Annotated in this window: 16 protein-coding genes and 3 tRNA genes; 9 read left to right on the top strand and 10 right to left on the bottom strand. The window is 67.7% G+C overall.

The window, feature by feature from the left end; genetic code table 11:
* Positions 1-45: 45 nt before the first annotated feature.
* From ACWF5H_RS12975 to ACWF5H_RS12960, 4 genes are all read left to right on the top strand, one after another.
* The gene (locus ACWF5H_RS12975) at positions 46-1602 is read left to right on the top strand and encodes an alpha/beta hydrolase (protein WP_452037333.1); all 1557 of its coding nucleotides are present in this window, start codon (positions 46-48) and stop codon (positions 1600-1602) included.
* Positions 1603-1693: 91 nt separating this feature from the next.
* A tRNA-Thr gene (locus ACWF5H_RS12970) sits at positions 1694-1769 on the top strand.
* A gap of 135 nt (positions 1770-1904) precedes the next feature.
* Complete coding sequence (locus ACWF5H_RS12965) at positions 1905-2522, top strand: FMN-binding negative transcriptional regulator (protein WP_452037332.1); 618 nt, start codon at positions 1905-1907, stop codon at positions 2520-2522.
* A gap of 112 nt (positions 2523-2634) precedes the next feature.
* Complete coding sequence (locus ACWF5H_RS12960) at positions 2635-3459, top strand: arginase family protein (protein WP_452037331.1); 825 nt, start codon at positions 2635-2637, stop codon at positions 3457-3459.
* Here ACWF5H_RS12960 and ACWF5H_RS12955 read toward each other — a convergent pair.
* The 6 genes from ACWF5H_RS12955 to ACWF5H_RS12930 form a co-directional block, all read right to left on the bottom strand.
* Entirely contained in the window at positions 3456-6173 is a 2718-nt protein-coding gene (locus tag ACWF5H_RS12955; RefSeq protein ID WP_452037330.1) for a PEP/pyruvate-binding domain-containing protein, read from the bottom strand. The genes ACWF5H_RS12960 and ACWF5H_RS12955 overlap by 4 nt on opposite strands.
* Before the next feature lie 110 nt (positions 6174-6283).
* Positions 6284-6757: a hypothetical protein gene (locus tag ACWF5H_RS12950; RefSeq protein WP_452037329.1), complete on the bottom strand. Its 474-nt coding sequence runs from the start codon at positions 6755-6757 to the stop codon at positions 6284-6286.
* 4 nt (positions 6758-6761) lie between these two features.
* Positions 6762-7391: a bacterial proteasome activator family protein gene (locus ACWF5H_RS12945; protein ID WP_452037328.1), complete on the bottom strand. Its 630-nt coding sequence runs from the start codon at positions 7389-7391 to the stop codon at positions 6762-6764.
* 129 nt (positions 7392-7520) lie between these two features.
* Positions 7521-7733, bottom strand: coding sequence for a YbdD/YjiX family protein (locus ACWF5H_RS12940; protein ID WP_452037327.1), 213 nt, complete (start codon positions 7731-7733; stop codon positions 7521-7523).
* Positions 7714-10023 carry a carbon starvation CstA family protein gene (locus ACWF5H_RS12935; RefSeq protein WP_452037326.1) on the bottom strand — a complete coding sequence of 770 codons (2310 nt, stop codon included), beginning with the start codon at positions 10021-10023 and terminating at the stop codon, positions 7714-7716. Before ACWF5H_RS12935 ends, ACWF5H_RS12940 begins: the two co-directional genes overlap by 20 nt.
* Before the next feature lie 84 nt (positions 10024-10107).
* Positions 10108-11088, bottom strand: a complete 981-nt coding sequence (locus tag ACWF5H_RS12930) for an NAD(P)H-quinone oxidoreductase (protein ID WP_452037325.1) — start codon at positions 11086-11088, stop codon at positions 10108-10110.
* Between the two features lie 90 nt (positions 11089-11178).
* Between ACWF5H_RS12930 and ACWF5H_RS12925 the strand changes: the two genes are divergently transcribed.
* The 3 genes from ACWF5H_RS12925 to ACWF5H_RS12915 all read left to right on the top strand — a co-directional run bounded on the left by ACWF5H_RS12925 (position 11179) and on the right by ACWF5H_RS12915 (position 16689).
* Positions 11179-11266, top strand: a tRNA-Ser gene (locus ACWF5H_RS12925).
* A gap of 165 nt (positions 11267-11431) precedes the next feature.
* Positions 11432-11935, top strand: a complete 504-nt coding sequence (locus tag ACWF5H_RS12920; protein WP_452037323.1) for a septum formation family protein — start codon at positions 11432-11434, stop codon at positions 11933-11935.
* Between the two features lie 341 nt (positions 11936-12276).
* Positions 12277-16689: an ExeM/NucH family extracellular endonuclease gene (locus ACWF5H_RS12915; RefSeq protein ID WP_452037322.1), complete on the top strand. Its 4413-nt coding sequence runs from the start codon at positions 12277-12279 to the stop codon at positions 16687-16689.
* Between the two features lie 66 nt (positions 16690-16755).
* Here ACWF5H_RS12915 and ACWF5H_RS12910 read toward each other — a convergent pair whose 3' ends face one another.
* Positions 16756-18726 carry an FAD/NAD(P)-binding protein gene (locus ACWF5H_RS12910; RefSeq protein WP_452037375.1) on the bottom strand — a complete coding sequence of 657 codons (1971 nt, stop codon included), beginning with the start codon at positions 18724-18726 and terminating at the stop codon, positions 16756-16758.
* A gap of 480 nt (positions 18727-19206) precedes the next feature.
* Here ACWF5H_RS12910 and ACWF5H_RS12905 point away from each other — a divergent pair, with 480 nt between their 5' ends.
* Both ACWF5H_RS12905 and ACWF5H_RS12900 read left to right on the top strand, forming a co-directional pair.
* Positions 19207-21285 carry a prolyl oligopeptidase family serine peptidase gene (locus tag ACWF5H_RS12905; RefSeq protein WP_452037320.1) on the top strand — a complete coding sequence of 693 codons (2079 nt, stop codon included), beginning with the start codon at positions 19207-19209 and terminating at the stop codon, positions 21283-21285.
* Positions 21286-21351: 66 nt separating this feature from the next.
* A tRNA-Ser gene (locus ACWF5H_RS12900) sits at positions 21352-21440 on the top strand.
* A 49-nt stretch (positions 21441-21489) separates the two neighbouring features.
* On the opposite strand, the gene ACWF5H_RS12895 is transcribed toward ACWF5H_RS12900, so the two are convergent.
* The 3 genes from ACWF5H_RS12895 to ACWF5H_RS12885 form a co-directional block, all read right to left on the bottom strand.
* A complete protein-coding gene (locus ACWF5H_RS12895) occupies positions 21490-21666 on the bottom strand; it encodes an aromatic-ring hydroxylase C-terminal domain-containing protein (protein WP_452037319.1) in 177 nt (58 codons plus the stop codon).
* Positions 21641-22948: an FAD-dependent monooxygenase gene (locus ACWF5H_RS12890; RefSeq protein WP_452037318.1), complete on the bottom strand. Its 1308-nt coding sequence runs from the start codon at positions 22946-22948 to the stop codon at positions 21641-21643. The genes ACWF5H_RS12895 and ACWF5H_RS12890 overlap by 26 nt, the downstream gene beginning before the upstream one ends.
* 167 nt (positions 22949-23115) lie before the next feature.
* Positions 23116-24552, bottom strand: coding sequence for a DUF2252 domain-containing protein (locus ACWF5H_RS12885; RefSeq protein ID WP_452037317.1), 1437 nt, complete (start codon positions 24550-24552; stop codon positions 23116-23118).
* Positions 24553-24705: the final 153 nt, after the last annotated feature.

Here is a 24705-nt window from a genome sequence, read left to right as displayed (position 1 = left end):
CCCACCCGGATCTCGCCAGCAGCAACTACCCAGGAGCCGCCCGCAATGCCCAGCACCAGCCACAGGCACCCCGCGTCAAAGCTGCGCCAATCCGCTGCGGCGGTACTGGCCGCCGTCGTTCTCCTGCTGGGTACCGGCTGTTCGGTGATCGCGCCGGAACAGGCGCGCGAGCCCGCGGACCCGGCGCAGGTGACCGACGGCGTGGCCGAAGAGCTGATGCCGTTCTACACGCAGGCCGTTGACTGGAAGTCCTGCGAGAACGGTCTGGAGTGCGCCGACATCGAGGTGCCGCTGGACTACGCGGACGCCGGCGGCGAGAAAATCAAGATCGCCGCCATCCGCAGCGACGCCGGCGGTTCCGCCCAAGGGTCCATCCTGGTGAACCCCGGCGGTCCCGGAGCCTCCGGCTACGACCTGCTGCGCGACGGCCTGCAGACGATGTTCTCCGAGCAGCTCCGCAGCGACTACGACCTGGTGGGCTTCGACCCGCGCGGGGTCCAGCGCTCCGCTCCGGTGACCTGCCAGACCGATGCCGAGCGCGATCAGGCCCGGGAGACGGACTACAACCGCGACTCGGACGCGGATATTGAGCGGGCGATCGAGGACGCCGCCAAACTCGCCGCCAAGTGCGACGAGAAGACCGGTCCGGTACTGGGCCAGGTGGACACGGTCAGCGCGGCCAAGGACATGGACATCATCCGTGCCGTGGTCGGCGATGAAAAGCTGAATTATCTGGGCTTCTCCTACGGCACGTTCCTGGGTGCCACGTATGCCGGGCTCTTCCCGGAACGGACGGGACGGATGGTGCTCGACGGCGCACTGGATCCCGCGCTGAGCAACGAGCAGGTCACGCTGGGCCAGGCGGCGGCTTTCGAAGATGCCATCCACGCCTACACGGCGTACTGCCTGGACAATGCCGGCTGCCCGATGAGTGGCAGCGTGGACACCGCCGTCGGCCAATTGCGGGATCTGATCCGCTCGGTCGAGGAGAGTCCGCTCACCGCGCCCGACGGCCGCCTGGTGCCCGTGGGCACCTTCGTGTCCGGCCTGCTGGTGCCCCTGTACGACGACGCCAGTTGGCCGGTCCTGACCCAGGCCCTGACCACTGCGTTCCGGGGCGATCCCAGCAGCATGCTGTTGCTGGCCGACGCCGGGGCCGGACGCGACCAGGACGGCCACTACACCAACAACACCACGGACGCCTTCATGGCGATCAACTGCCTGGACTACCCGATGGTGACCGACGTGGCCGGCATGCGCCAGGACGCCAAGGAACTGGAGCAGGCCTCCCCCACCATCGGCCGCTATCTGGCCTTCGGCGGGGCGAACTGCCGGGACTGGCCGTACGAACCCACGGGTGAACGCGCCCCGATCCACGCCGAAGGTGCCGCCCCCATCCTGGTGGTCGGCACCACCGGGGATCCCGCCACCCCCTATGAGTGGGCCGAGTCGATGGCCGCGCAACTGGACTCTGCCACACTGCTGACCTACCAGGGCGAGGGACACACGGCCTACGGGCGCGGAAACACGTGCATCCGCGAGGCCGTCGACAACTACTTCGCCGACGGGAGCATGCCTGCCGAAGGCACCGTCTGTTCCTAGGCCGAGGCGGGCCGCCCCGTTTTGACCGGCCCGCCACGGCTCCCATATAGTTGTTCTTCGTGGATTCAGCCCGGCAACGGTGCAGCTTCCCGCCTCCTTAGCTCAGTCGGTAGAGCGTTTCACTCGTAATGAAAAGGTCGCCAGTTCGATTCTGGCAGGGGGCTCCAGCGAAAACCCCGTCACATCAGCGATGTGGCGGGGTTTTTCTATGCCTCAGGCGTGGCACCACACCGGAGCAAGGTGGCATGCTGGCCCGGTAGGCCCCTTGCCTGCCTTGGTGCATCCACGAAAGGAACTCCCTGATGCGGCACACCCCCGCCTACCTGATGACGGACCCCGACGAGGTCAAGCGCTTGATCAGGAACAATCCTTGGGCCACCTTCGTGTCCGCGACAAGCAACGGTCTGGTTGCCTCCCACTACCCCGTGTTGCTCGAGGAAGACCGTGACGAGATCACCATCGTCAGCCACTTCGGCCGCCCCGACGAGACGTTGCACGAGCTTGGCAGCCACGAAATTCTGGTCATTATCCAAGGTCCGCATGACTATGTTTCGCCCAGTTGGTACGCACCCGGCGGCGACCTGGTACCCACTTGGAACCACGTCACCGCGCATCTTTACGGAACTCCGGAGATCCTCACCGAGGACGAGAACTATGGGATGCTCACCCGTCTCACCGAGCACTTCGAGCAGCATCAGCCCGGCGGTCGGCAGCTCGGCGAAGACGAGCAGGGAACCCGCCGCATTGCCAAGGGCACCGTCGGGCTGCGGATGCTGGTGGAACGCTTTGATGCGAGAGCCAAGCTCAGCCAGAACAAAAAACCCGAGATCGTAGAGAACGTGATCGCCCATCTGGAGGAGGGCAACCCGGCCCTCGCCCAGGAGATGCGCCGAACGCACACCCCGGCCGCCGACGGGTGATGTCCGGCCGGAGGTCCGCGTGTTTCGGGGGCCGCCGCAGCTTCGGGAAGAATGGGACAGGCCGCCGCTGCATGCCCGGCCCGATGCCACGTGTTTGGAAAGAAGGACAACCTTGGATTACCGCCTGATCATCAACCAGGGCAGGGTCGCCGATCGCACCGAAGGCGCCCTCGTCGGGGCGCGGAAGGCGGGGCGTGCTTTGGCCGAGCATCTGTCGGTCGAGGCGACCGTTGTGGGCCAGCCGTCGCCGGCGATCCAAGATGACTGGCGGCCGGCCCTCGAGCAGGCAGCGGATACTCTGCGCGGGCTCGCCGAGACCGTCGGATCCTCCCTAGACGCCGGCGACATACCGCTGTTGGTCACCAACACCTGCGCGGCCAGTCTGGCCACCATGCCGGTGGCAGCGGAAAGGCACCCTGGCGCAGTGTTCCTGTGGATCGATGCCCACGGGGACTTCAACACCCCGGACACCACCGAATCCGGTTATCTGGGCGGCATGGCGTTGGCCGGCGCCTGCGGACTGTGGGACAGCGGCCACGGCGGCACCGTAAACCCGCGGAACGTGATTCTGGTTGGCGCACGGGACATCGACACCGCCGAGATGGACCTGCTGCAGCACGCCGGGGTCACCATCCTGTCACCGGAACAGGCCACGCCCGAGGCGGTGCTGGAGCTCGTTGCCGGCCGTCCCGTCTGGATCCATGTGGACTGGGACGTCCTGGAGCCCGGCTACATCCCCGCCGCTTACAAGATTCCTTCCGGGCTGTTGCCCCGTCAGGTCGCCGCAATCTTCTCGGCGCTGCCCAACGGGGACGTCCTCGGGGTGGAGTTGGCCGAGTTCGAAGCCGGCGACCCGGACGTCCCCGAAGCGCTGAGCGTCGAGCTCATCGTGGAGACCTTCCAGCACCTGCAGCAGCCGTTGGAACTCCACCGCTAGAGCGCCTGCGTCTGGCCGGCCGGCGGCTGCTCGGTCGCTACGGTGCCGGCGTCGCCGTCCACCTGGATGCGCTGGCCGCTGGTGATGCGTTGCGTGGCCGCCCCTGTCCCGAGTACCGCGGGGATGCCGTATTCCCGGGCCACGATGGAGCTGTGGCTCAGGGGGCCGCCGACGTCGGTGACCACCGCCGAGGCCATCGCGAACAACGGCGTCCAGGCGGGAGTGGTGATGCGGGCGACCAGGACGTCGCCAGGCTCCATCCGGCCGAAGTCCTCCGGCCCGTTCAGGACCCGGGCGGGAGCGCTGACCCGGCCGGGACTGGCCCCGATCCCCTTGATGATGCCGTCGGCCTGCCGGGACCGCGCGGGCATCATTGATCCGAAGGCCCGTTCCATCAGCCTGCTCTCTGGCAGCATCTGCGGGGCGGCGGCTTTCAACTGGCCCCGCCACAGCATCTTGCGCTCCTCGACTGCGTCCGCCCGCACAGGATGGTCTGCTCCGGTAATGGCCACCGCCGGTGTGCCGTGCTGGTCCGGAATGATTCCCTGGTTTCCCGGGGCTTCCCGGGTCCGTGGCGCGGCCAGGCCGAAGTCGACGGCGCTGGCCAGTTCCCGATGACGCAGCCAGAACACGTCGGCGGGCTCTGCAATCACTGCCGCATTGACCAGCCGCTGTCCGAGCTCCAGCAGCATCCGGCGGACCAGCGGCCAGGCCAGGCCGACGTCGGCCAGGGCGTCCTCGCGGATGGGGGCGGCATTCTGTGCCCACCGCAGCAACCGGAAGAACGCGGCGGCCCTGCGGGTCCGTCCGAGCCGGGTACCGATGCGGTGGGTGTGGTCCTCCCTGCGGGCGGCCGCCATCCGTTGCCGTTCGTGCGGGTCTTGGCCCTGGCCGCGCAGGTAGAACTTCACTGTTTCCAGCAGCGGCGAAGGATCATCGGCCGGCACCGGATGGATGAAGTCGAGGTTGTAGACCGTGTGGCCGAACCGGTCGAGGTGGGCCTGCAGCCGCGGCTGCCACTGCCGCCACAGAGCAGGGTCGACCCCGGCTGGAGGGGAATCCGTGCGCTGCGAGTCGGCGAGTTCTTTTGCCGGCGTAGCGAGGAGCGCCGCGGCCAGCCCCGGTACTCCGCGGGCCCAGGCTGAGAGGTCGTAGAGGGACTTTTCCGCCCGGATGGGTTCGCTGTCATAGCCCAGCAGGAAGGTCACGGCGGGAGGATCTTCCTTGCGGCGGACTGCCTTGTTGTAATACGCCCGGAAGGAGATTTCGCTGGTCGCGGCGATGGGAATGATGGACTGCACCGCCGTGTAGTACACCGCGCAAGCATCCACCAGGGACTGCACGCCCTCCAGCAGTTCCTCTCCCGACAGTTCCCTAACCGGCTTCGCCGACCAGTCCGCAACGATCCGCTCATAGCGGGGGTGGGAGAAGTCCCGCCACCCGGCCACCCCCATGTGTGCTTTGCCGCGAACCAGTGCCGCCATCGCGGCCGGTGTCCGGCCCAGCATCCGCAGCATCGCCCGATTGCGGTAGTAGTAGTAGGCGTAGCCGTTGACGGTGGGCAGCCCCACATCGTCCTCGTGAATGACGTTCTTGCCCAAAGCTTCGTGCATCAGGACTCTGAGCGACCGCGATACGGAGCCGTCAATCAGGTCGGCGAACAGCGGCGAGAGCGGGTCGGGCAACTGTTCCACGATGCTCGCGCGGAAGTAGAGCCCGTTCCGGTAGGGCACGGGCCAGTTGTCCGGCGGGTCGGCCGCTGGTTCGGGCAGCGCCGTAATGGCCCGGGACTGCAGGAAGAAGAAGCCGTCGCGGGTTCGTGACCACTCGATGTCCTGCGGCGCCTCGAAGTGTTCCGCGATCCGTGCTCCAAAGCGGGCAAGTTCCGCCGCCGCCGGATCATCCAGTACCTGCTGGCGGCGGCGCTCCTGCGGCACCGGCTGTTCCCGGGTGCCGTGCTCCGCGTAGACGGTCATCACGTCCTTGTCCGCTGTCCGTCGGGTGAGCACGTGGCCCGTCGCCGCATCGACAACGATGTTGTCGGGGGTGACCGTTCCGCTGACCACGGATTCGCCCAGCCCCCAGGCGGCGCTGATCACCACCTGGTCGCGGCGCCCGTTGGCCGGATTAGCGGTAAACATGACCCCGGCCGCGTCGGCGCCGACCATCCGCTGGACCACCACCGCCAGGCGCACCGACGCGGGTCCGATGCCTTCACGCGCACGGTAGGCCATGGCGCGGGCCGTCCACAGCGATGCCCAGCAGCCGGTCACGGCCACGGCCAGGCCCTCCGCCCCGCGCACATTGAGGTAGCTGTCCTGCTGTCCGGCGAAGCTGGCCGAGGCGAGGTCCTCCGCGGTGGCGGAAGAGCGCACCGCCACCGGCGTCTGCCCGTGGCCAAGGCTCTGGTAGGCGACGCCGAGTTCGGCGGCGACCTCGTCCGGCATGGTGCCGCCGGCGAACAGGGTCCGGATCCGCTCGGAGGCCTGCTGGTAGTCCTGCATTGCCGCCTGCGGTCCCAGCGCGGCCAACTCCTGGATGTCCGCCGCAAGGTCACTGGCATCGACAAAGGCCGTGTAGGCCGCAGTGTTCAACACGAATCCGGCCGGCACCGGCACCCCGGCCCGAAGGAGGCCGCCCAGACCGACGCCCTTGCCACCGAGCGCGCCGAGATCCGCTTCCCCCACATCGTCGAAATGCCTGATGTAGGTCATGAGCGTGCGTCCATTCCGCCCGGAACCGGGCCGTCTACCCTGGCACCTGATTGCCAACATAATGGCACGCCCGGACCCAAGAGGCCATGGTGGCGGAAGGCTGGCGTCCGCTAACGCTGCCCTGCGCCGCCACCCTCCAGGCCGGCCAGTAGTCGCTCCGCCTCAGCGAGATCTGAAACGACGACGGCGGCGTGGCGCCGCACGTTCTCGACCCCGGTTTCATAGCCCCGGGTGCCGCCGAGCCTGGCCATGGCCGATGCCTGTGCGGTGGCCGCCAGCGAATTGCCGGCCTTGGAGAGGCTTCGGTGCACCTCGGCCAAGGGACCGCCCGGGATGTCCAAGCCGTCGGTGGGGTGCAGGGCTTGCGCTGCCACACAGCAGCTGCGCACCCGGGGAAGGAGCCCGGCCACCTGATTGGCGATCGGCAGCAGCTCGCTGTAGAGCCCGTCGTCCTGCACACCCTCGAGGACCTGATGGTAGCGCTCCAGGGCGCGCCGGAAGCGGTCGTGCGCGCGGCGCCAGATGCCCTTGCCGAGGTCCTTGTCGTCCCGGCGGGCCTGCCGGGCAGCGCCGAAGAGCGCCACGGTCCTAGAGGTACTGCCCGGGACCGACGTGGCGTTCGCCGTCCTGGCCGGCGTTCTCCCCCTCGGCGCCGGGAGCGCGGCGCGGTTCACCGTCGTCGCCAATCACGACGCCCGGCGCAATCATGGTGCCCGGTGGCAGCTGCCGCATTTGCATCCGCGCCGCCATTTGCTGATTCATCGCCTGCTGGGCCGCGATGGCGGTCTGGATCCCGTGGAACAGGCCTTCCAGCCAACCGACGAGCTGCGCCTGGGCAATCCGCAACTCGGCGTCCGAGGGCGTGGAATCGTCAGTGAAGGGCAGGTTGATGCGGTGCAGTTCCTCGACCAGCTCCGGTGCCAGCCCGTCCTCGAGTTCCTTGACGGACCGCTCGTGGATTTCGGCCAACCGGTTCCGTGCGGCGTCGTCGAGAGGGGCGCTGCGCACCTCTTCCAACAGCTGGCGAACCATGGTGCCGATCCGCATCACCTTGGCCGGTTCGTCCACCAGGTCGGCGAGTTTGGACCCGCCGCGGCCAGGCCGCGGAGCGTCGGTGCCGGCAGCCTCGGGCTCCTGCTCGTCTGCTTCCCGGCGCCGGCCGGACAGTGCGCCGACGATGACCGGTTCTTCGGGCTGCGGCGTCTGCTCTTCGCTCATGTTTTTATCTTGCCAGAGAGAGCCATCCGGCGCAGAGCAGATGGCGTCGTGTTCCGGGCGCAACGGTGCCCGCACCGGAACGTTGCTGGCCCACGCTCCGGTGCGGGCACCGCCGTCGTTATTCTCGAGTCAGCAGCAGCGGCCCTGCGGGTTGTTCTCCTGCCGGTCCGTCTTGTCCCGCCAGAACTCGCGTTCGCTCATCGGTTCCGTGCCCGGGTGGGCCAGCCGGTGGTGATCCAGATAATCCTGATAGGCGTGCTCGCCCATCACTCCCTTGAAGTACCACGCGAAACTCCGCCAGCCGCGCCGCGCCTGTGGCCAGTTAATGCTCGACATCGCCATGCCCCGTCCTTGCCCGCCTGGTTGCGGCAGGCAATGCGTTCCATTGTTTCTCCAACTCCTTCTCAGGCCGGCTGGCAAACAGTCCCGCCGGCCCGTAGGTGGAGGACACCACTGCCGGGTCCTCGTGCGAAGGCTCCCCGCCCAGCCGCCAGGATCTAAAGGTGGCGATGAGCGCGGCTCCAATGACGATGATGGTCAGGACTACGAAGATGATGGACAGTGTTCCCTGCACCGCGGTGTTGCGGACCACCGCCTCCATTTCCTCTACCGATTTGGCGTTCCCCAAGCTGGTCTGGCCCGCTGCCAGTGCGTCGCGGTTGGCGAAGTTGTTGGCCCAGTAGCCCACCTTGACGTCCGGGCTGAAGATCTTAAGGATCGAGGCCCAGATGGTAATCACCGAAGCGAAGGCCAGCGGCAGCGCGATAATCCACAGGTACTTGAACGCTCCGCGCTTGGCCGCGATAGCCAGGCAGACTGCGAGCGCGATGGCAGCCAGCAACTGGTTGGCAATGCCGAAGAGCGGGAAGAACGTGTTGATACCGCCCAATGGGTCGGTGACCCCCAAGATCAGTATGTACCCCCAGCCGGCCACCATGATGGCCGTGCAGATCCAGACACCGGGGCGCCAGGACATGTTCTTGAACTTCGGCAGGACATTGCCGATGGTGTCCTGCAGCATGAAGCGGGCCACACGGGTTCCGGCATCGACCGCGGTGAGGATGAACAGCGCCTCGAACATGATGGCGAAGTGGTACCAGAAGCCCATCATCGCGACGCCGCCGATCAGGCCCTGCATGATGTGCGACAGCCCGACGGCCAGGGTGGGGGCGCCGCCGGTCCGCGAGACGATCGACTCCTCGCCGACGTTGCGGGCCAGTTCGGTCAGCATGTCCGGCGTCAGGTTCACGTTGGCCAGGCCCAGGCTGTTGACGAAAGCCACCGCACCTTCCACTGTGCCACCGGTCGCCGCCGCGGAAGAGTTCATCGCAAAATAGATGCCGCGGTCGATCGAGATGGCCGCGACCAGCGCCATGATGGCCACGAACGACTCCATCAGCATTCCGCCATAGCCAATGAAGCGGGACTGCTTCTCCTTCTGCAGCATCTTGGGGGTGGTGCCGGACGCAATCAGCGCGTGGAACCCCGAGAGCGCGCCGCACGCGATGGTGACGAACAGGAACGGGAACAGCGAACCGGCGACGACGGGACCATCACTACGGCTGGCGAACTCGCTGAAGGCCGGTACGTTGATCTCAGGTCGGACCAGCACGATGGCCAGTGCCAGCATCAAAATGGTGCCGATCTTCATGAAGGTGGAGAGATAGTCGCGCGGAGCGAGCAACAGCCAAACCGGCAGCACGGCCGCGATGAAGCCGTAGATGATGATGCCCCAGGCGATGGTGGTCCTATCCAGCGTGAAGATCGCTGCGCCCCATCCGGTTTCGGCAATCGCCCCGCCGCCGATGATGGCGGCAATGAGCAGCCCGAAGCCGATGATGGAGACCTCGCTGACCTTGCCCGGCCGCAGGAAGCGCAGGTAGATGCCCATGAAGAGGGCGATCGGGATGGTCATGGAGACCGAGAAGACACCCCAGGGCGATTCGCCCAGGGCGTTGACGACCACCAGTGCCAGGATCGCCACGATGATAATCATGATGGCCAGCGTGGCAATCAGGGCAGCCGTGCCGCCGACGCGGCCGAGTTCCTCACGCGCCATCTGGCCGAGCGAACGGCCGCCGCGGCGCATCGAGAAGAACAGCACCAGGTAGTCCTGCACGGCGCCGGCCAGGACGACGCCGACGATGATCCACAGCGTGCCGGGCAGGTAGCCCATCTGCGCGGCCAAGATGGGCCCGACCAGCGGACCGGCGCCGGCGATGGCGGCGAAGTGGTGGCCGTAGAGCACGCGGCGGTCCGTGACCACGTAATCCTTGCCGTCCGCGTTGTACTCCGCCGGCGTTGCGCGCCGATCGTTGGGGCGGGTGAGCTTGTTCTCGATGAACTTGGAATAGAAGCGGAAGGCGATGAAATACGTGCAGACCGAGGCGAAAACGAACCAAATGGCGTTGATCGTTTCACCACGAGAAAAGGCAAGCACGCTCCAGCTCACGCCGCCCAGCAGCGCGATCGCTACCCAGATAACAATCTTGGTAGGCGTCCACTTGTGTTGCTCGGCCTCCGCGGCCGGATCCAGCGCTACCGGCGGCAGGTTCGGGTCCTGGACCAGCAGGTCGGAATCCGGGTCGTTGCCGGCTTGCCCGGGCAGGGCGCCGGTGGGTTTCTCGCTCATGATGCTCCCCCTTCGTGGAACGCCGATGCTATTAACGATGCACCGTAGCAGCGCCGCCGTCTACAGGGAACGGAGCCCTCCGTTTCAGGAGGTAGTGAGCAGGATCTTGCCGGTGTGGGCGCCCGAATCGAAGTACTCGTGGGCCGCCGCGGCGTCCGCCAGAGCAAACGTGCGGTGCACCTGTGGCGTGACGTCCCCGGAGACCACCAGCGGCCAGACATGCTCGGCAACCGCGCGCATGATGGCGGCTTTCTCCTCCGACGGACGGGCCCGCAGCGTGGTGGCGATGACCGCACCGCGCTTGGCCATCAGCTGGCCCAGGTTCAGCTCCGCCTTGGCCCCGCCCAGCAGGCCGATCACGACCAGCCGGCCGGACGTGGCGAGGGCGTCCACGTTCCGCTGCAGGTACTTGGCACCCACTACGTCCAGGATGACGTCCGCGCCGCGGCCCCCGGTGGCTTCCTTGATCCGCTCCACGAAGTCTTCCTCGCGGTAGTTGATCAGCACCTCGGCACCCAGCTCACGCGCGACGTCGAGCTTCTCCTGGCTGCCCGCCGTCACCGCCGGGATCGCGCCGAACGCATCGACCAGCTGGACCGCCATGGTGCCGATGCCGCCGGCTCCGCCGTGGATCAGCACGGTTTCGCCGGCCTGCACGCCGGCGGCCATGAACAGGTTAGAGAAGACCGTGGCGGCCACTTCCGGCAGCGCCGCGGCGGTCACCAGGTCCACACCCCGGGGTACCGGCAGCACTTGGCCCGCAGGGACCGCAACCTGTTCGGCATAGCCGCCGCCGGCCAGGAGCGCACAGACCTCGTCGCCGACCCGCGGCGCGGTGACGCCGGCCCCCACCGCGGACACCCGACCGGACACTTCCAGACCCGGAATCTCGGACGCGCCCGGCGGCGGCGGGTACACGCCGTTGCGCTGTTGGACATCCGCGCGGTTGACTCCGGCGGCAGCCACATCGATCACTACCTCGCCCGCCGCCGGCTGCGGGGCTTCCGTCTCCCGCAGCCTCAGGACCTCGGGTCCGCCTGCTCCCTCGTAAAAAACCGCTCTCATGCCTGCCTCGCTCACCTAGTCCGGGACGCAAAAACCTTGAGGGTGCGCGCTTTGCCCGGGTATGCCCCTCCGTGTCAGACTACAAGGTGAGGAAGGTTGTCCGAGCGGCCGAAGGAGCTGGTCTTGAAAACCAGTAGGCGGTAACCCCGTCTCATGGGTTCAAATCCCATACCTTCCGCTTCAACAGCAGGTGTCCTGGCCGTGAGGCCCGGGCACCTGCTGCTTTTCCACCACATGAAGACGCGGCGACCCGCCGGACTGGACGGGCGCGCATTCTGCCTCCCCCGCACCCCCGGTATAACCTCGGCTAGGAGCCGTTGCACCAAAAGCCCGAGGAGACCCCGTGCCCAGCCAGTCCGCGCCAGTCCGCCGCCACCCACTCAAGGCGGCCGCCGTCGTCGTTCTCTTGGCAGCGCTGAGCGGTTGCGGATTGGGCGACGCCCAGGAACCGCCGCGGGATGAATCCGGTGCCGTGACCGAAGCCGCTTCCGCCGGCGCGTACGCCATCAAGGTGGGCGACTGCCTGAACAACCCGCACGCCGAACGCCTCACCGAGGTGGAGTTTGTGCCGTGCGATCAGCCCCACGAGCTGGAAGCGTTTGCGGCCAGCAACTTGCCCGACGGCGACTATCCCGGCGACGCAGAAGTGGCGGCCAAGGCCGAAGAGTTCTGCCTGGCCGAGTTCAAGGCCTTCGCCGGCACCCCCTACGACGACTCCGCGCTGGAGCTGATCCATCTGAACCCCACCGAGGAAAGCTGGAGCGGCGAGCAGGACCGTGAACTGCTCTGCCTGGTGGGCGCCAAGGACGAGCCGACCACCGGCACGCTCAAGGACAGCCGCCGCTAAGTTCTGGGGCCCGCTGCCGGCCGACGGGCTTGGCCGGGCCGCCGCTGCAGGCTCTGGCGGGGTTCGTGCACCTGCCACTTCAAGGCGTCCCGCGTTGCCGGCGCTTGGCTCGGCCGTCCCGCTGCGCAACGGCCTCGGCCCTTTCTGTCAAGGCTTGGCGAACGTTTCACCCTCTTTGAAGCTCTTCTTTCATAGAAGTGTTCCGCTGCTTCTGGCCCTGGGGTAACCTCCCGTTCATCCCTTCCAGTTGAACTGGGGAGCGGTGCTTGCACCGTGCAGCCGTGCCGCAGCCGTTCCCTGGGTGCGCGGATCATCACTTACACCTTGAGAGATAGGGCCAAATGGCTACTTCATCACCGAAGACCGCGCTGGCAGCGGTCCTGACCGCAGGCCTGGTGGCGGCGCCGTTCGCGGCATTGCCCGCGCATGCGGCCGATCCGGTCGACCTCAACCTCCTGAGCATCAACGACTTCCACGGGCGGATCGACGCGAACACGGTCAAGTTCGCGGGCACCGTGGAACAGCTCCGGGCGCAGAACCCCGAGGGGACGCTGTTCACGTCCGCCGGCGACAACATTGGTGCCTCGGTCTTCGCGTCTTCCACGCAGCAGGACCAGCCGACCATCGATGTGCTCAACGCCTTGGAATTGGCGACGACGGCGGTGGGCAACCACGAGTTCGACCGCGGCTTCGCCGACCTGGCGGACCGTGTGGCCCCCGCGTCCAAGTACCCGCAGCTGGGCGCCAACGTGTACCGGGCCGGCACTACCGACCCGGCGCTGCCCGAATATGAGCTGGTCCCGGTCAACGGCGTGACCGTCGGCGTGGTCGGCGTGGTCACCGAGGAGACCGCCTCGCTGGTGTCCCCGGGCGGGATCGCGGATCTGGAGTTCGGCGACCCGGTGGACGCCGTCAACCGGGTGGCTGCCCAGCTGACCGACGGCGCCGGCGACGAAGCCGACGTCATCATGGCGTCCTATCACGAGGGCGCCAACACGAACACGGACCTGGCCAGCGCCGTGGCGGCGAGCGCCGTGTTCAACCGGATTGCCAACGAGACCAGCGCGGACGTGGACGTCATTTTCAACGGCCACACGCACCAGGCCTACAGCTTCGACGCACCGGTTCCGGGTGGTGACGGCAAGACGCGGCCCGTGGTGCAGACCGGTTCCTACGGCGCTAACATCGGCCAGGTCCAGCTCAGCTACGACGCCGAGGCGGACGAGGTCCTGGCGCACACCGCCGCCGTCGTCCCGCGGACCGGCACCGCCGACGCCGAACTGGTGTCCGCCTACCCGCGGGTGGCCGAAGTATCTTCGATTGTCCAAGCCGCACTGGACAACGCCGAGGAAGTCGGCGCCCAGCCGGTTGGCTCGGTAACCGGCGACATCACCACCGCCTTCCTGCCCGACGGTCCGGACGCGGATACGGAGCCGGACCGGGACGACCGCGGTTCCGAATCGACGCTGGGCAACCTGGTGGCCGATTCGCTGCTGGCATCGCTCACCTCCGCCGAACGCGGCGCTGCGGAAATCGGTGTGGTGAACCCCGGCGGGCTGCGCAACGAGCTCTACTACGCGCCCGACGGCACGGTCACCTACGCCGAGGCCAACGGGGTGCTGCCCTTCCTGAACAACCTGTGGACCACCACGCTGACCGGCGCTCAGGTCAAGACCCTGCTGGAGCAGCAGTGGCAGCGCACCGCAGCCGGCGAGGTGCCCAGCCGCGCCTACCTGCAGCTGGGCCTGAGTAAGAACGTCAACTACACCTACGACGCGGCGCTGCCCGAAGGCGAGCGCATCACCGGCATCTGGGTCAATGGCGACCCGCTGGATCCGGAGCGCGGCTACCGGGTGGGCACGTTCAGTTTCCTGGCCCAAGGCGGCGACAACTTCCACGTCTTCAACGAGGGGGCCGACACCCGCGACTCCGGTCTGGTGGACCGCGACGCCTGGATCGACTACATCCAGGACAACAGTCCGCTCTCCCCGGACTTCGCCCGCCGCACCGTGCAGGTTACCGGGGCACCGGATTCCATCGGACCCGGCCAGCAGGTCAGCGTGCAGCTCGCCAAGCTGGACCTGACGTCGCTCGGCGCTCCGCTTAACACCGAGGTGTCGCTGGCGTACGTCGACGCGGCCGGCACCCGTACCGATCTGGGCACCTTCCCGGTGGCCGACGGCGGTGCCTCCATCGAATTCACCGCGCCTCCCACGCTGGACGGCGGCTACTTCGAACTGAGCGCGGCCGCCTCCGGAACCACCGTCCGGCTGCCCTCCGCCGTCGAGGCCGGCGGCAGCAGCGGCGGCGACCATGTGGTGATCAACGAGGCCTACCTGTCCGGCGGCAGCGCCGGCGCTGCCTACGTCAACAAATTCATCGAGCTGTACAACCCCACCGACGCCGAGGTCAGCCTGGACGGCTGGTCGCTGCAGTACCGCTCGGCCGGCGGAACCGGAAACCCCACCGGAGTGGCAGCCCTGTCCGGCAGCATTGAGCCCGGCGGCTACTACCTGGTGCAGGCAAACTCCAACGGTAACAACGGCGAGGAGCTGCCGGAGCCGGACCTGGTGACCGGCCTGACCCCGTCCGGGACCAACGGCACCCTGCTGCTGGCCAACCAGACCGGCGCTGTGGCCGACCTGGGCACCGGTTCTGTGGTGGACCGCGGCACTGTGGTGGATCTGCTGGGCTACGGCACCTCGAACACCTTCGAGACCGAAGCGGCCCAGTCGCCGAGGAGCAACACGGACGTTCGGTCGATGAACCGCGCGGACGGTGCCGATACCAACAACAACGCGGCCGACTTCAGCCTCAGCGAAGATGTCTCCCCGCAGGGATCCGGCGAGGGCAACGGCGGCGGTGATCCGGAGCCGGAGGCAGCCACCATCGCCGAAATCCAAGGTACCGGCACGCAGTCCCCGCTGGCCGGCAAGACAGTGAGTACCCGCGGCGTGGTGACCGCTGCCTACGCCACCGGCGGTTTCGACGGCTACTATCTGCAGACCGAAGGGACCGGCGGCGACACCAACACCACTGACCGGACTGCGTCGGACGCAGTGTTCGTCTACTCCCCCGAAACGGTCGGCGACGTGCAGGCCGGCGACTTCGTGGAGGTCACCGGCAAGGTCAGCGAGTTCAACGGCCTGACCGAGGTCACCGTCGCCGCCGAAGGACTGACCGTCCTGAAGGAGGCCGCGGAGGCGCCGAAGGCAGCGGCCGTCGGCTGGCCGGCCACGGAGGCGGAGCGCGAGAAGTTCGAGGGGATGCTGCTGGCGCCCCAGGGCGGCTTCACCGTCACCGACAACTTCTCCCTGAATCAGTACGGCGAGATCGGCCTTGCCGCCGGCGACTCCCCGCTCGTACAGCCCACCGCCGTCGGAGCCTACGGTTCGGACGAGTTCTGGGCCGAAACGGAGAAGAACGCCGCCCTGGCCGTCACGCTGGACGACGGCTCGAGCGTCAACTACCTGGGCGCGGACGCCAACAAGGACATCCCGCTGCCCTACCTGTCCGCAGAGGATCCGGTCCGGGTGGGTTCCCCGGCCAGCTTCGCCACCAACGTGGTGCTGGATTACCGGTTCGATCTCTGGCGTTTCCAGCCGCTGAACCACCTGACGGTGGAGAACGCGGAAAGCGTCCAGCCGGCGTCGTTCCAGAACACCCGCACCGATGCTCCGGAGCAGGTCGGCGGCGTGAAGCTGGCCTCGTTCAACGTGCTGAACTACTTCAGCACCACCGGTGACCAGGTGGCGGGCTGCGGTTCCTTCACGGACCGCGACGGCAACCCGATCACGGCCCGCAACTGCGATGCCCGGGGTGCCTGGGACGTGGAGAACCTGGAACGCCAGCAGGCCAAGATCGTGGCAGCCATCAACGCGCTGGACGCGGACATTGTGGCGCTGGAGGAGATCGAGAACTCCGCCCAGTTCGGCAAGGACCGCGATTCCGCCCTGGCCGCGCTGACCAAGGCACTGAATGCTGATCTGGGCGACACCCGCCACAACGGAAAGCACTCGGGCAAGGGACCCCAGCACGGCGGCTGGGACTACGTCCGGTCGCCGGAGGAGCAGCCGGCGCTGGCAGATGAGGACTTCATCCGCACGGCTTTCATCTACAAGAAGGACGAGGTGAAGACGGTCCAGGAGTCGGTGATCCACAACGACACCGAGGCCTTCGCCAACGCGCGCAAGCCGCTGGCCCAGGCGTTCAAGGCCAAGAACGGCCCTTCGGATACCTTCGTGGTGATCGCCAACCACTTCAAGTCCAAGGGCTCCGGCCCGAACTCGGGTGAGAACGCCGACCACGGCCAGGGCGCCTGGAATGCAGCCCGCACCGCGCAGGCACATTCGCTGGTGGACTTCGCGGAGCAGATGCAGGAGAAGTTCCGGACCGGCAAGGTTCTGCTGACCGGCGACTTCAATTCCTACGCGAAGGAGGACCCGATCAAGGTCCTCACCGAGGCAGGCTACGTGGACCAGGGCGCCAAGACCGGCGAGCACAGCTACAGCTTCGGCGGCATGGTCGGCTCGCTGGACTACATCTTCGCCTCGCCCGCAGCGGACGCGAAGGTCAAGGGCGCCGACATCTGGAACATCAACTCGGTGGAATCGATCGCGCTGGAATACAGCCGGTACAACTACAACGCCACCAACTTCTACGCCCCGGATCCCTTCCGGGCCAGCGACCACGATCCGATCATCGTGGGCCTGGACATGGAGAAGGACCGCGGCAACGGCGGGAACAAGCGCTAACACCCAGCTCGACCAACAGGCCCTCCCACCCGGGAGGGCCTGTTGTGTTCCCGGGCAGGGACGGCGTCAGCGGCCCTTGCCTCCGCTGCCAACGACGGCGGTGCCCGCCTGCGCGGGGTCAGCCAGGCTTCTGGTCTCGGCTGCGTCCAGGATGGCGCCGGCTATCCGGTCGGCGTCCTGCAACGTCCGGCCGCCGGTCTCCCCGGATGCCCCGGCCTCGGCGGCAATCGACGTGCCCCACTGCACCGAGGACAGCTGCAGTCCGATCACGTACAGGTTCTGCACCGGCTGCCCGTTCCGGTCCAGCGGCCGGTACGGCGGCTGCGTGACGTCCAGGCCGGAACCGGTCACCGGCGCCCCGTTGGGTCCAATCATCAGCTTGGGCCGGGCCAGGCCGTCTTCCAGCATCCGGCGCAGCAGCGAGGACCGGTTGTGCGCCACTCGGTTGGCCGGCATCATCGCCTCCACCAAGTAGGCGCCGCTGTATTCGGCGCCGTCGACCCACGGCGAGGTGACCCGGAAGCGGCCGGTGTCCGGATCCACTTGGTAGACCGGTTCGGGGCCCGCAAACTCGACGATGCCGGCCCGCGCCAGGGCGGCCAACTGCTCGATGCGCTGGGCCGGCGGGCCGCTGGCCAGCCCCTCGACCAGCGGTTCGAACCAGCCGCGCAGCTCGGCCAACCAGGATTCCTCGGTGATCCCGCCGTCGGCCACAATCTTCTTCAACAGCGAGCGGCCGGCGTTCAGGGTCCCGACGGCCATCTTGAGCGGATCATCGGTGCCGCGCGCTGAACCCTCCGCGTCGGCGTCCAGATAGTCCAGCACCGCCTGCTGATGCTCCGCCACGGACGCGAATTTATGGCCGCTGAAGGGCTTGGCCAGGCCTTCCACGTCCAGCAGCCTGTCCTCGCTGACCCGTTCGGCCAGGTACGCCCGGACCCGGGTCAGCAACGTGCGGTTCCCTGGCTCCCATTTCTCCGCCAGCAATTGGTCCAGCCCTGCCAGCAGCTCCTGCGGCGCCACCTTCAGGCAGTCCGGTTCCACCCGCGCCAGAGTGGAGTAATAGGTCCAATAGACGTCGCGGTGCAGCATGGGCCACAAATCGTGGTCGAAGCCCGGCTGCACGCCGGCCTCGGCGAACAGGCGGGCCGCGTGCGTGGTGAAGTGCCGCAGCTCCACACCGGCCGGGATAAAGCTCTTGATCCTGGCCTTCGCCCGGTAGGGGGTGCCACGCCGGGAACCCGCCACCAGCCGCGGTTCCTTGCCCGACGGCAGGTAGGTCAACGGCTCGCTGTCCGTCGCTGGTACAAAACGGCCGCCGCGGCCCTCGGTCACCTGGATCATCAGGTCGAAGAAGTTCAGACCCATTCCGCGTACCAGCACCGTGCGCCCGGGCGGAAGCCTGCCCCAGTCCACGTCGGCCGGCACATTGGGCGCCAGGTAGTGCAGGCCGTGCCGCGCCGCCGCGTCCTGGAGCTGTTGCTGCTCCGGGTTCAGCGCCGCAGGAACATGCCCCAGCGCCAGTACCACGGCGTCAGCGGGCAAGTTAGTGCCGTCGTTCAGCTCAAGCTGCCACCCGCCGTCGTGCCGTGCCAGGCCGGTGGCTTCGGCCGCATGGACGGTCAGCGAGGCATCGGCTCCGGTCCGCGCGGCCAGGTGCGCGAAGGTCCAGGCCAGGTAGCGTCCGTATAGCGCGCGGCTGGGGAAGTCGGCCGGCCCCAGCGCCGCCGCCTCCTCGGCATCGTCCGGCGGCACGTCCGGGATGCTGCCGGCGGCTACCGCGGAGCGCCAGGCCTCGAAAGTCATCCCGGCCAGCGGCTCGGGTCCCACGTGCTCGGTCCCGGGTGCCGGCACCACCGTGGGGAACAGGCAGGGCGTGTTCATCAGGAACAAGCGGGACTGGCCGGGCTGCCAGACATGGCCGGGCCCGGGCGGGAACGGATCCACCAGATGGATCCGCAGCCGGGCTCCACCGCGTGCCTGCTGGTTGGACAGCAATCGTTCCAACACGGAGGTGCCCCGCGGGCCGGCGCCCACGATCGCTACACGAAAAATGCCCGGATGATCCACGCTTTCTAGCGTACGGCCTGCCGGGCGACGCCTGGACGGACGGGGCCAAGGGCGAGCGCGCCGGGCGGCCGCGGGCCTTCCGCGAACTGGCTATCGGACGGTCCCACTTCCCCCGGCCTGCCAAAACTCCCGCCTGTACAGTGGGCGCCACATTCGCCGGGGAAGGGCCAGCATTCCTCCTGCTCGCCCGGAGGACCCCCGCGGCCCCGGACCATCGGAGCGCAGCAGCGCCAGCTTTGCTTACCAGTGGAGGACGATGTGGCGCATGCTGTCCGCGGAGCGGTCACGAGCCGCCGCGGGCAGACACCCCGCGAGCGCCCCGCCCCGCCCCGCCCCGAAGGACAACGTGGCCCCAGCCGGAGGCAACGGGCGCCGACCGCAGGTCATGACCCTGCTCGCAACCGCGAGCGCTCCGGGCGCCCGCGGCGGCATGCCTAGGATGGAGGCATGGCCCAGGACCCCGCGCAGGACAGCACGCATTTGCCCCAGGACGAGTTCATCTGGCTGGAGGATATCTACGGCGAGGAGCCGCTGGAGTGGGTGAAGGGACAGAACCGGCGCACCGAGGGCAAACTGGTGGACGGGCAATTCACTGCCCTTGAGACCGGCATCCTGGAGGTCCTCGACGCCGAGGACCGGATTCCCGGCGTCACCAAGCGCGGCGCCTACTACTACAACTTCTGGCGGGACAAGGCGAACCCCCGAGGCTTGCTCCGGCGCACCAACTGGGAAAGCTACCTGACCGCCTCCCCCGAGTGGGAGATCCTGCTGGATGTGGACGCGCTGGCAGCGGCCGAGGGCATCGAGTGGGTCTACGCCGGTTCCGCCTTCCTGCGGCCGGCCGACGGCGTCAGCTACCGGCGGGCCGTGCTGCGGCTGTCGCCCGACGGCGGCGATGCCGTAAGGCTGCGCGAGTTCGACGTCGAGGACCGGGCCTTCGTTGCCGGTGGCTTCGACATCCCCGTGGCCAAGAGCTACGTTTCCTGGCTGGACCAGGACCGGATCCTGCTGGGCACCGACTTCGGCCCCGGCTCGCTGACCACGTCCTCCTACCCGCGGACCAGCCGCATCCTGCAGCGCGGCCAGGATCCGGCCTCGGCGGAAGAGTACTTCGCCGTCCCCGAGGACCACATGCTGGCCCAGGTGGGCCACGACTCCACCCCCGGCTTCGAACGCGACGTCGCCGTGGACGTGATCGACTTCTTCAACTACCGCACCTACCTCCGGCGCGACGGCGGTTGGCTGCCCATCGAGGTGCCCACGGATGTGAACGTGGACCTCCACCGCCAGTGGCTGCTGATGAGGCCGCAGGGCGACTGGGAAGTCGGCGGCACCGTCCACCCCGCCGGCTCGCTGCTGGCCGCTGATCTGGAGGCCTTTCTATCCGGCGGGGCCGCAGTACAGGTGTTGTTCGCCCCGGATGCGGCAACCTCGCTCCAGTCCTGGAGCTGGACGAAGAACTACCTGCTGCTGAACCTGCTGCACGATGTGTCTTCCCAGGTGCGGGTGCTGGATCCGTCGGCCGGCTGGTCCGCCTCGGAGCTGCGGGATTGCCCGCCGCTGCACGCCGTGGATGCCTCGGCGGTGGATGACGAGGAGTCCGACGACTACTGGCTGGTGTCCACCGGCTACCTCACCCCCTCCACCCTCTCGCGCGGCACCATCGGCGGGGCCGCAGCGGAAGTCAAGGCGTCGCCGTCGTACTTTGATGCCGCGGAATACGCGGTCCAGCAGCACTTCGCCACGTCCAAGGACGGCACCCAGGTGCCCTACTTCCAGGTGTCGCCCAAAGACCTCAAGCACGACGGCGGCAATCCCGTGCTGCTCTCGGGTTACGGCGGGTTCGAGATCGCCAGGACACCCGGCTACAGCGGCACCGTGGGCCGGGCGTGGCTGGAACAGCGCACCGCCGACGGCCGCGGCGGGGTCTACGTGGTGGCCAATATCCGCGGCGGCGGCGAGTACGGTCCGGGATGGCACCGGGCGGCGCTGCAGGCCAACCGGCACCGGGCGTATGAGGACTTCGCCGCGGTGGCCCAGGACCTGACGGACCGCGGTGTCACCCGGCGGGAGCGGCTCGGCTGTGCGGGCGGATCGAACGGCGGCCTGCTGGTGGGCAACATGCTGACCAGCTACCCGCACCTGTTCGGCGCGGTGTCCTGCGGAGTGCCGCTGCTGGACATGGCCCGCTACACCAAACTCTCCGCCGGTTACTCCTGGATAGCCGAGTACGGGGACCCGGAGGATCCGGCACAGTGGGAGTTCATCCGCACCTTCTCGCCCTACCACCTGCTCCAGCCGGGCACCGAGTACCCCGACACGCTGATCTGGACCGCCACCTCGGACGACCGGGTGGGCCCGGTGCAGGCGCGGAAAATGGCCGCACGGATGCTGGAGCTGGGCGTTGAGAACGTCTGGTTCCACGAGGCCTTGGAGGGCGGACACGCCGGCGCCAGCGACAACAAGCAGACAGCCCGGCTGCAGGCGCTCTCGCACACGTTCCTGTGGCGGGCGCTGACGGGCTAAGCCGTTCGGCGGTTTTGCTCTTGACCCTTGGTTCTGGGTAGTCTTGTGTGGCTAGCAATAGCGTATGGAGACGTGCCAGAGCGGCCGAATGGACTTCACTGCTAATGAAGGGTCGGGGTTAAACTCGACCGGGGGTTCAAATCCCCCCGTCTCCGCGCCAACTCCCCCGGGAAACCGGGGGAGTTTTTGCGTATTGAGGAGCGGTTAGCGCCGCGCGGGCCCGAACCACATGGCCAGCGCCTCTCGCAGCCCGGACTGGGACCCGTCTCCGGTCCACGCCACATAACCGTCGGGCCGGATCAGCACGGCCGCGGGAGCACTGACCGGACCGATCACCGGAAGCTCCCACTCGCCGTCATACGTGGCATCCACCAACTGCACCGGCTCCGCCCACGGCCCCAAGTGGATGCTGCCCCGGCGCGCCGAGGTTGAGCAGCACCGCACGGGCTTGGTGCAGGAAGGTGAACACCCGCAGCCTGCCGTTGCCGGTGACGACGTCGAGATCGGGCATCCGCCGCCCGAGCAGCGGGTGTCCCTCGCCGAGGTCGTAGTGAACGTCCAGGCCCGAAATGAGCCCCGCCACCTGTTTCCTTGCCTCGTCGATGGTCAACAGGCCGGCCACCGTGTCGGCCAGCGCACCGATGCGTGGGTCGGCCCGCTGCATGAGCGACTGTGCCATCGTGTGCTTCAGTGCGCGGGCCCCGACCGGGTGCCGCTCCGCGTGGTAGGTGTCCAGCAGGCTGTCCGGCGCCGCGCCCTTGACGACCTGGGCGAGCTTCCAGCCGAGGTTCACGGCATCCTGGATGCCCAGCCCGATCCCCTGCCCGCCCGATGGGGCGTGCATGTGCGCGGCGTCGCCAGCCAACAGCACCCGGCCGCTGCGGTAGGCGGCGGCCTGCCGTGTGGCGTCGGTGAACCGGGAAATCCATCTGGGATGGTGGACCCCGAAGTCGGTGTCATAGATCTCGGTCAGCGCCTTGGCCAGGTCGGCCAGGGTGGGCTCGGTTGCCGGTCCGAGTTCCTTCTCGGTCACGATCACCCGCGTGGTCCGCCCGTCCTCCATCAGCTGCAGTCCGTGGATCCCCACCTCGTCAATGCGCGCGCCCGCCGGTGTTTCCTCTGTCGCTTCCACTTCCGCGATCAGGCTGCTCCTCGTCGCGGCCCAGCCAGGGAACTCGATGCCGGCTGCCTTCCGGACCGCGCTGCGTCCGCCGTCGGCGCCGATCAGATACTTTCCGTGCGCCCGCCCGCCGTCGGTGAACCGCACGTCCACCCCGCTGAGGTCCTGGACGAAACCCGCCACCTCGTGCCCTCGACGGACCTGCACGCCCAGTTCCTCGATCCAGCCGGCCAGGATCCGCTCAATATGGTTCTGCCACAGGCCCAGCGTGTAAGGGTGCCTGGTTGGAAAGTCGCTCACGTCCAGCTTTGTGGTCCCGAAGAACGCTGCCTGGACCCGCTGCCCCTCGGCGAGGAACCGGTCGGCAATCCCGCGCTGATCGAGGATTTCGATGGTCCGGGAGTGGAACCCGCCCGCACGCGAGCCCACCAGCTCCGGGATGGCCCGGCGCTCCACAATCACCGCATCCACGCCCGCTAGGGTCAGCTCTGCTGCCAGCATCATTCCGGTTGGGCCGCCTCCGGCAACGATCACATCGGCCATCGCAAGCACCGCCTCTCAACGCTTTTCCGTGCGCCGCTTCCCGGGCACATCCGGGCCAGTTTGCGGCACGACGGGGGCCTTGCCGCAAGCCCCCTTCCGCGCGATACCTTGGAAGTGGCGGGGACGACGTGCGGAGACCAGCAGCGGCGCGCCGTCGGCGGAGCCGCTTAGACGCCTTCGACTGCTTCGAGCCGGCCGGCCCGAACCGCCTCGGTAAAAGCCTGGTAATCCTTCTCGTTCTGGTCCGCATAGCGCTCGGCGAAATCGGTGATCGAGACGTCGAATTTGGCGCTCTTGCCCAGGTAGGCGGCGATCGCGATCGGGTCACCCGATCGGGCGTGTGCGCGTGCCAGTGTCCAGCCGCAGGCGTTGGCATAGAACGTGAGGCCGCGCGGCTTCATCACTTCCACCACGGCTGAACCCTTCATGTCCCGTAGCTGGCGCCAGTACAGATACCGGTTGTCCTGCGCGCCCTTGGTCCAGCCCAGGAAGATGTCGCTGGCGGCCTGCATCATCCGCTGACCCTGCACCACGCGCTCGCCTGGCTGCCGGAACTTGCTCTTCGGCAGGTGGTCCTCGAGCACCGACCGCGTGGCCTCCTTGACCTGGAGGAATAACGGATCCTGTTGATCGCGTCCCTGGAGCAAGGCGATGAACGCCCGCGTTCCCACGCTGCCGACGCCCACGACCTTGCGGGCGACGTCGATGACTTCGAATTGCTCCAGCAGGTAACGCCGGTCTTCCGGCAACGTGGCCCGGTACGACCGGAGCTGTTCCCGAATCAGGTGGGCAACCTCATCGCCAGACATGCCATACGCATCTGCCAGGTCCCGTGCGGGGATGATGATGGGCGGCTGGCTGACAATTTGGTAGCTCCCGTCCACGCGCTCGGCAAGTTTGGAGAGCGCATGCAGGCTGTCCCGGGCGTGGGCCTTTTCGAGGCCCTGCCGCGCCGTTTTTCCCATGCGCTTGGCTGCCTTCTTGAGGGCCTTGCCCTTTTGCGTTGCCACGGCCAGGTCGATGGCTTCCATCAACTGTTCTTCGGAGAGGCGGGCGTACCAAATGTCCAGCGTGCGCATTTGCGCGAACTGGGCCATCGCTTCGCGGTAGGCGCGAACCGCAGTGAGGGTCACGTCGTGTGTTTCGTCCTTGCTGAACGCGTTGTTCCGCGCCGCGATGGTGAAGCTCGCTGACATGCGTTTGACGTCGTACTCGAACGGTCCCGGAAGTGTCTCGTCGAAGTCATTAAGGTCGAACAGCAGGTTCCGCTCGGGCGAGGCGAACACGCCAAAGTTGGACAGGTGGGCGTCCCCGCACAGCTGGGAGTCGAGACCGGCTCGCGGTGTGTCCTTCAGATCGGCGGCCATGATCTTGGCCGCACCCCGGTAGAACGCAAACGGTGAGACCAGCATCCGGCCGTGACGCACCGGAACCAGGTCCTTTTCCCTGGTCTGGTTCTGTTTCTCCAGGAGTGCTATCGGGTCGGGTCGGTCGGCGGCGGGAACCCAGCCCGTGTGGCTGGCGACGGGCGTCTTTTGGCGGCATTCCTTGCCTTGGGCTGCACGCTCCTCGACGCTCGGATGCTCGACCTTCTTCTCGGCCATGCTCGGCGACCTCCCCTTGATCCTAGGAACCGCCACCATCAGACCAGCACTAGTGGCCTCGAAACGTTCGGGAGCCGCCTGGCCCGGCTCTGGTCACCTTCGCCCAGCCCTGCAGCATCTCGTCCGCATTGACACTGCGATTGTGGCCCCGGC

This window comes from Arthrobacter sp. NPDC055138, from assembly GCF_053607305.1.
The sequence above is the reverse complement of the archived record's forward strand: the minus strand, read 5'-3'. Positions and strand labels throughout refer to the sequence as shown.

Bases quoted from the DNA above. Each gene is read 5' to 3' on its own strand.
- ACWF5H_RS12975 (WP_452037333.1), top strand. From the start codon at position 46: ATGCCCAGCACCAGCCACAGGCACCCCGCGTCAAAGCTGCGCCAATCC.
- ACWF5H_RS12965 (WP_452037332.1), top strand. From the start codon at position 1,905: ATGCGGCACACCCCCGCCTACCTGATGACGGACCCCGACGAGGTCAAG.
- ACWF5H_RS12955 (WP_452037330.1), bottom strand. From the start codon at position 6,173: ATGACCTACATCAGGCATTTCGACGATGTGGGGGAAGCGGATCTCGGC.
- ACWF5H_RS12945 (WP_452037328.1), bottom strand. From the start codon at position 7,391: ATGAGCGAAGAGCAGACGCCGCAGCCCGAAGAACCGGTCATCGTCGGC.
- ACWF5H_RS12940 (WP_452037327.1), bottom strand. From the start codon at position 7,733: ATGGCGATGTCGAGCATTAACTGGCCACAGGCGCGGCGCGGCTGGCGG.
- ACWF5H_RS12935 (WP_452037326.1), bottom strand. From the start codon at position 10,023: ATGAGCGAGAAACCCACCGGCGCCCTGCCCGGGCAAGCCGGCAACGAC.
- ACWF5H_RS12930 (WP_452037325.1), bottom strand. From the start codon at position 11,088: ATGAGAGCGGTTTTTTACGAGGGAGCAGGCGGACCCGAGGTCCTGAGG.
- ACWF5H_RS12915 (WP_452037322.1), top strand. From the start codon at position 12,277: ATGGCTACTTCATCACCGAAGACCGCGCTGGCAGCGGTCCTGACCGCA.
- ACWF5H_RS12905 (WP_452037320.1), top strand. From the start codon at position 19,207: ATGGCCCAGGACCCCGCGCAGGACAGCACGCATTTGCCCCAGGACGAG.
- ACWF5H_RS12890 (WP_452037318.1), bottom strand. From the start codon at position 22,948: ATGGCCGATGTGATCGTTGCCGGAGGCGGCCCAACCGGAATGATGCTG.
- ACWF5H_RS12885 (WP_452037317.1), bottom strand. From the start codon at position 24,552: ATGGCCGAGAAGAAGGTCGAGCATCCGAGCGTCGAGGAGCGTGCAGCC.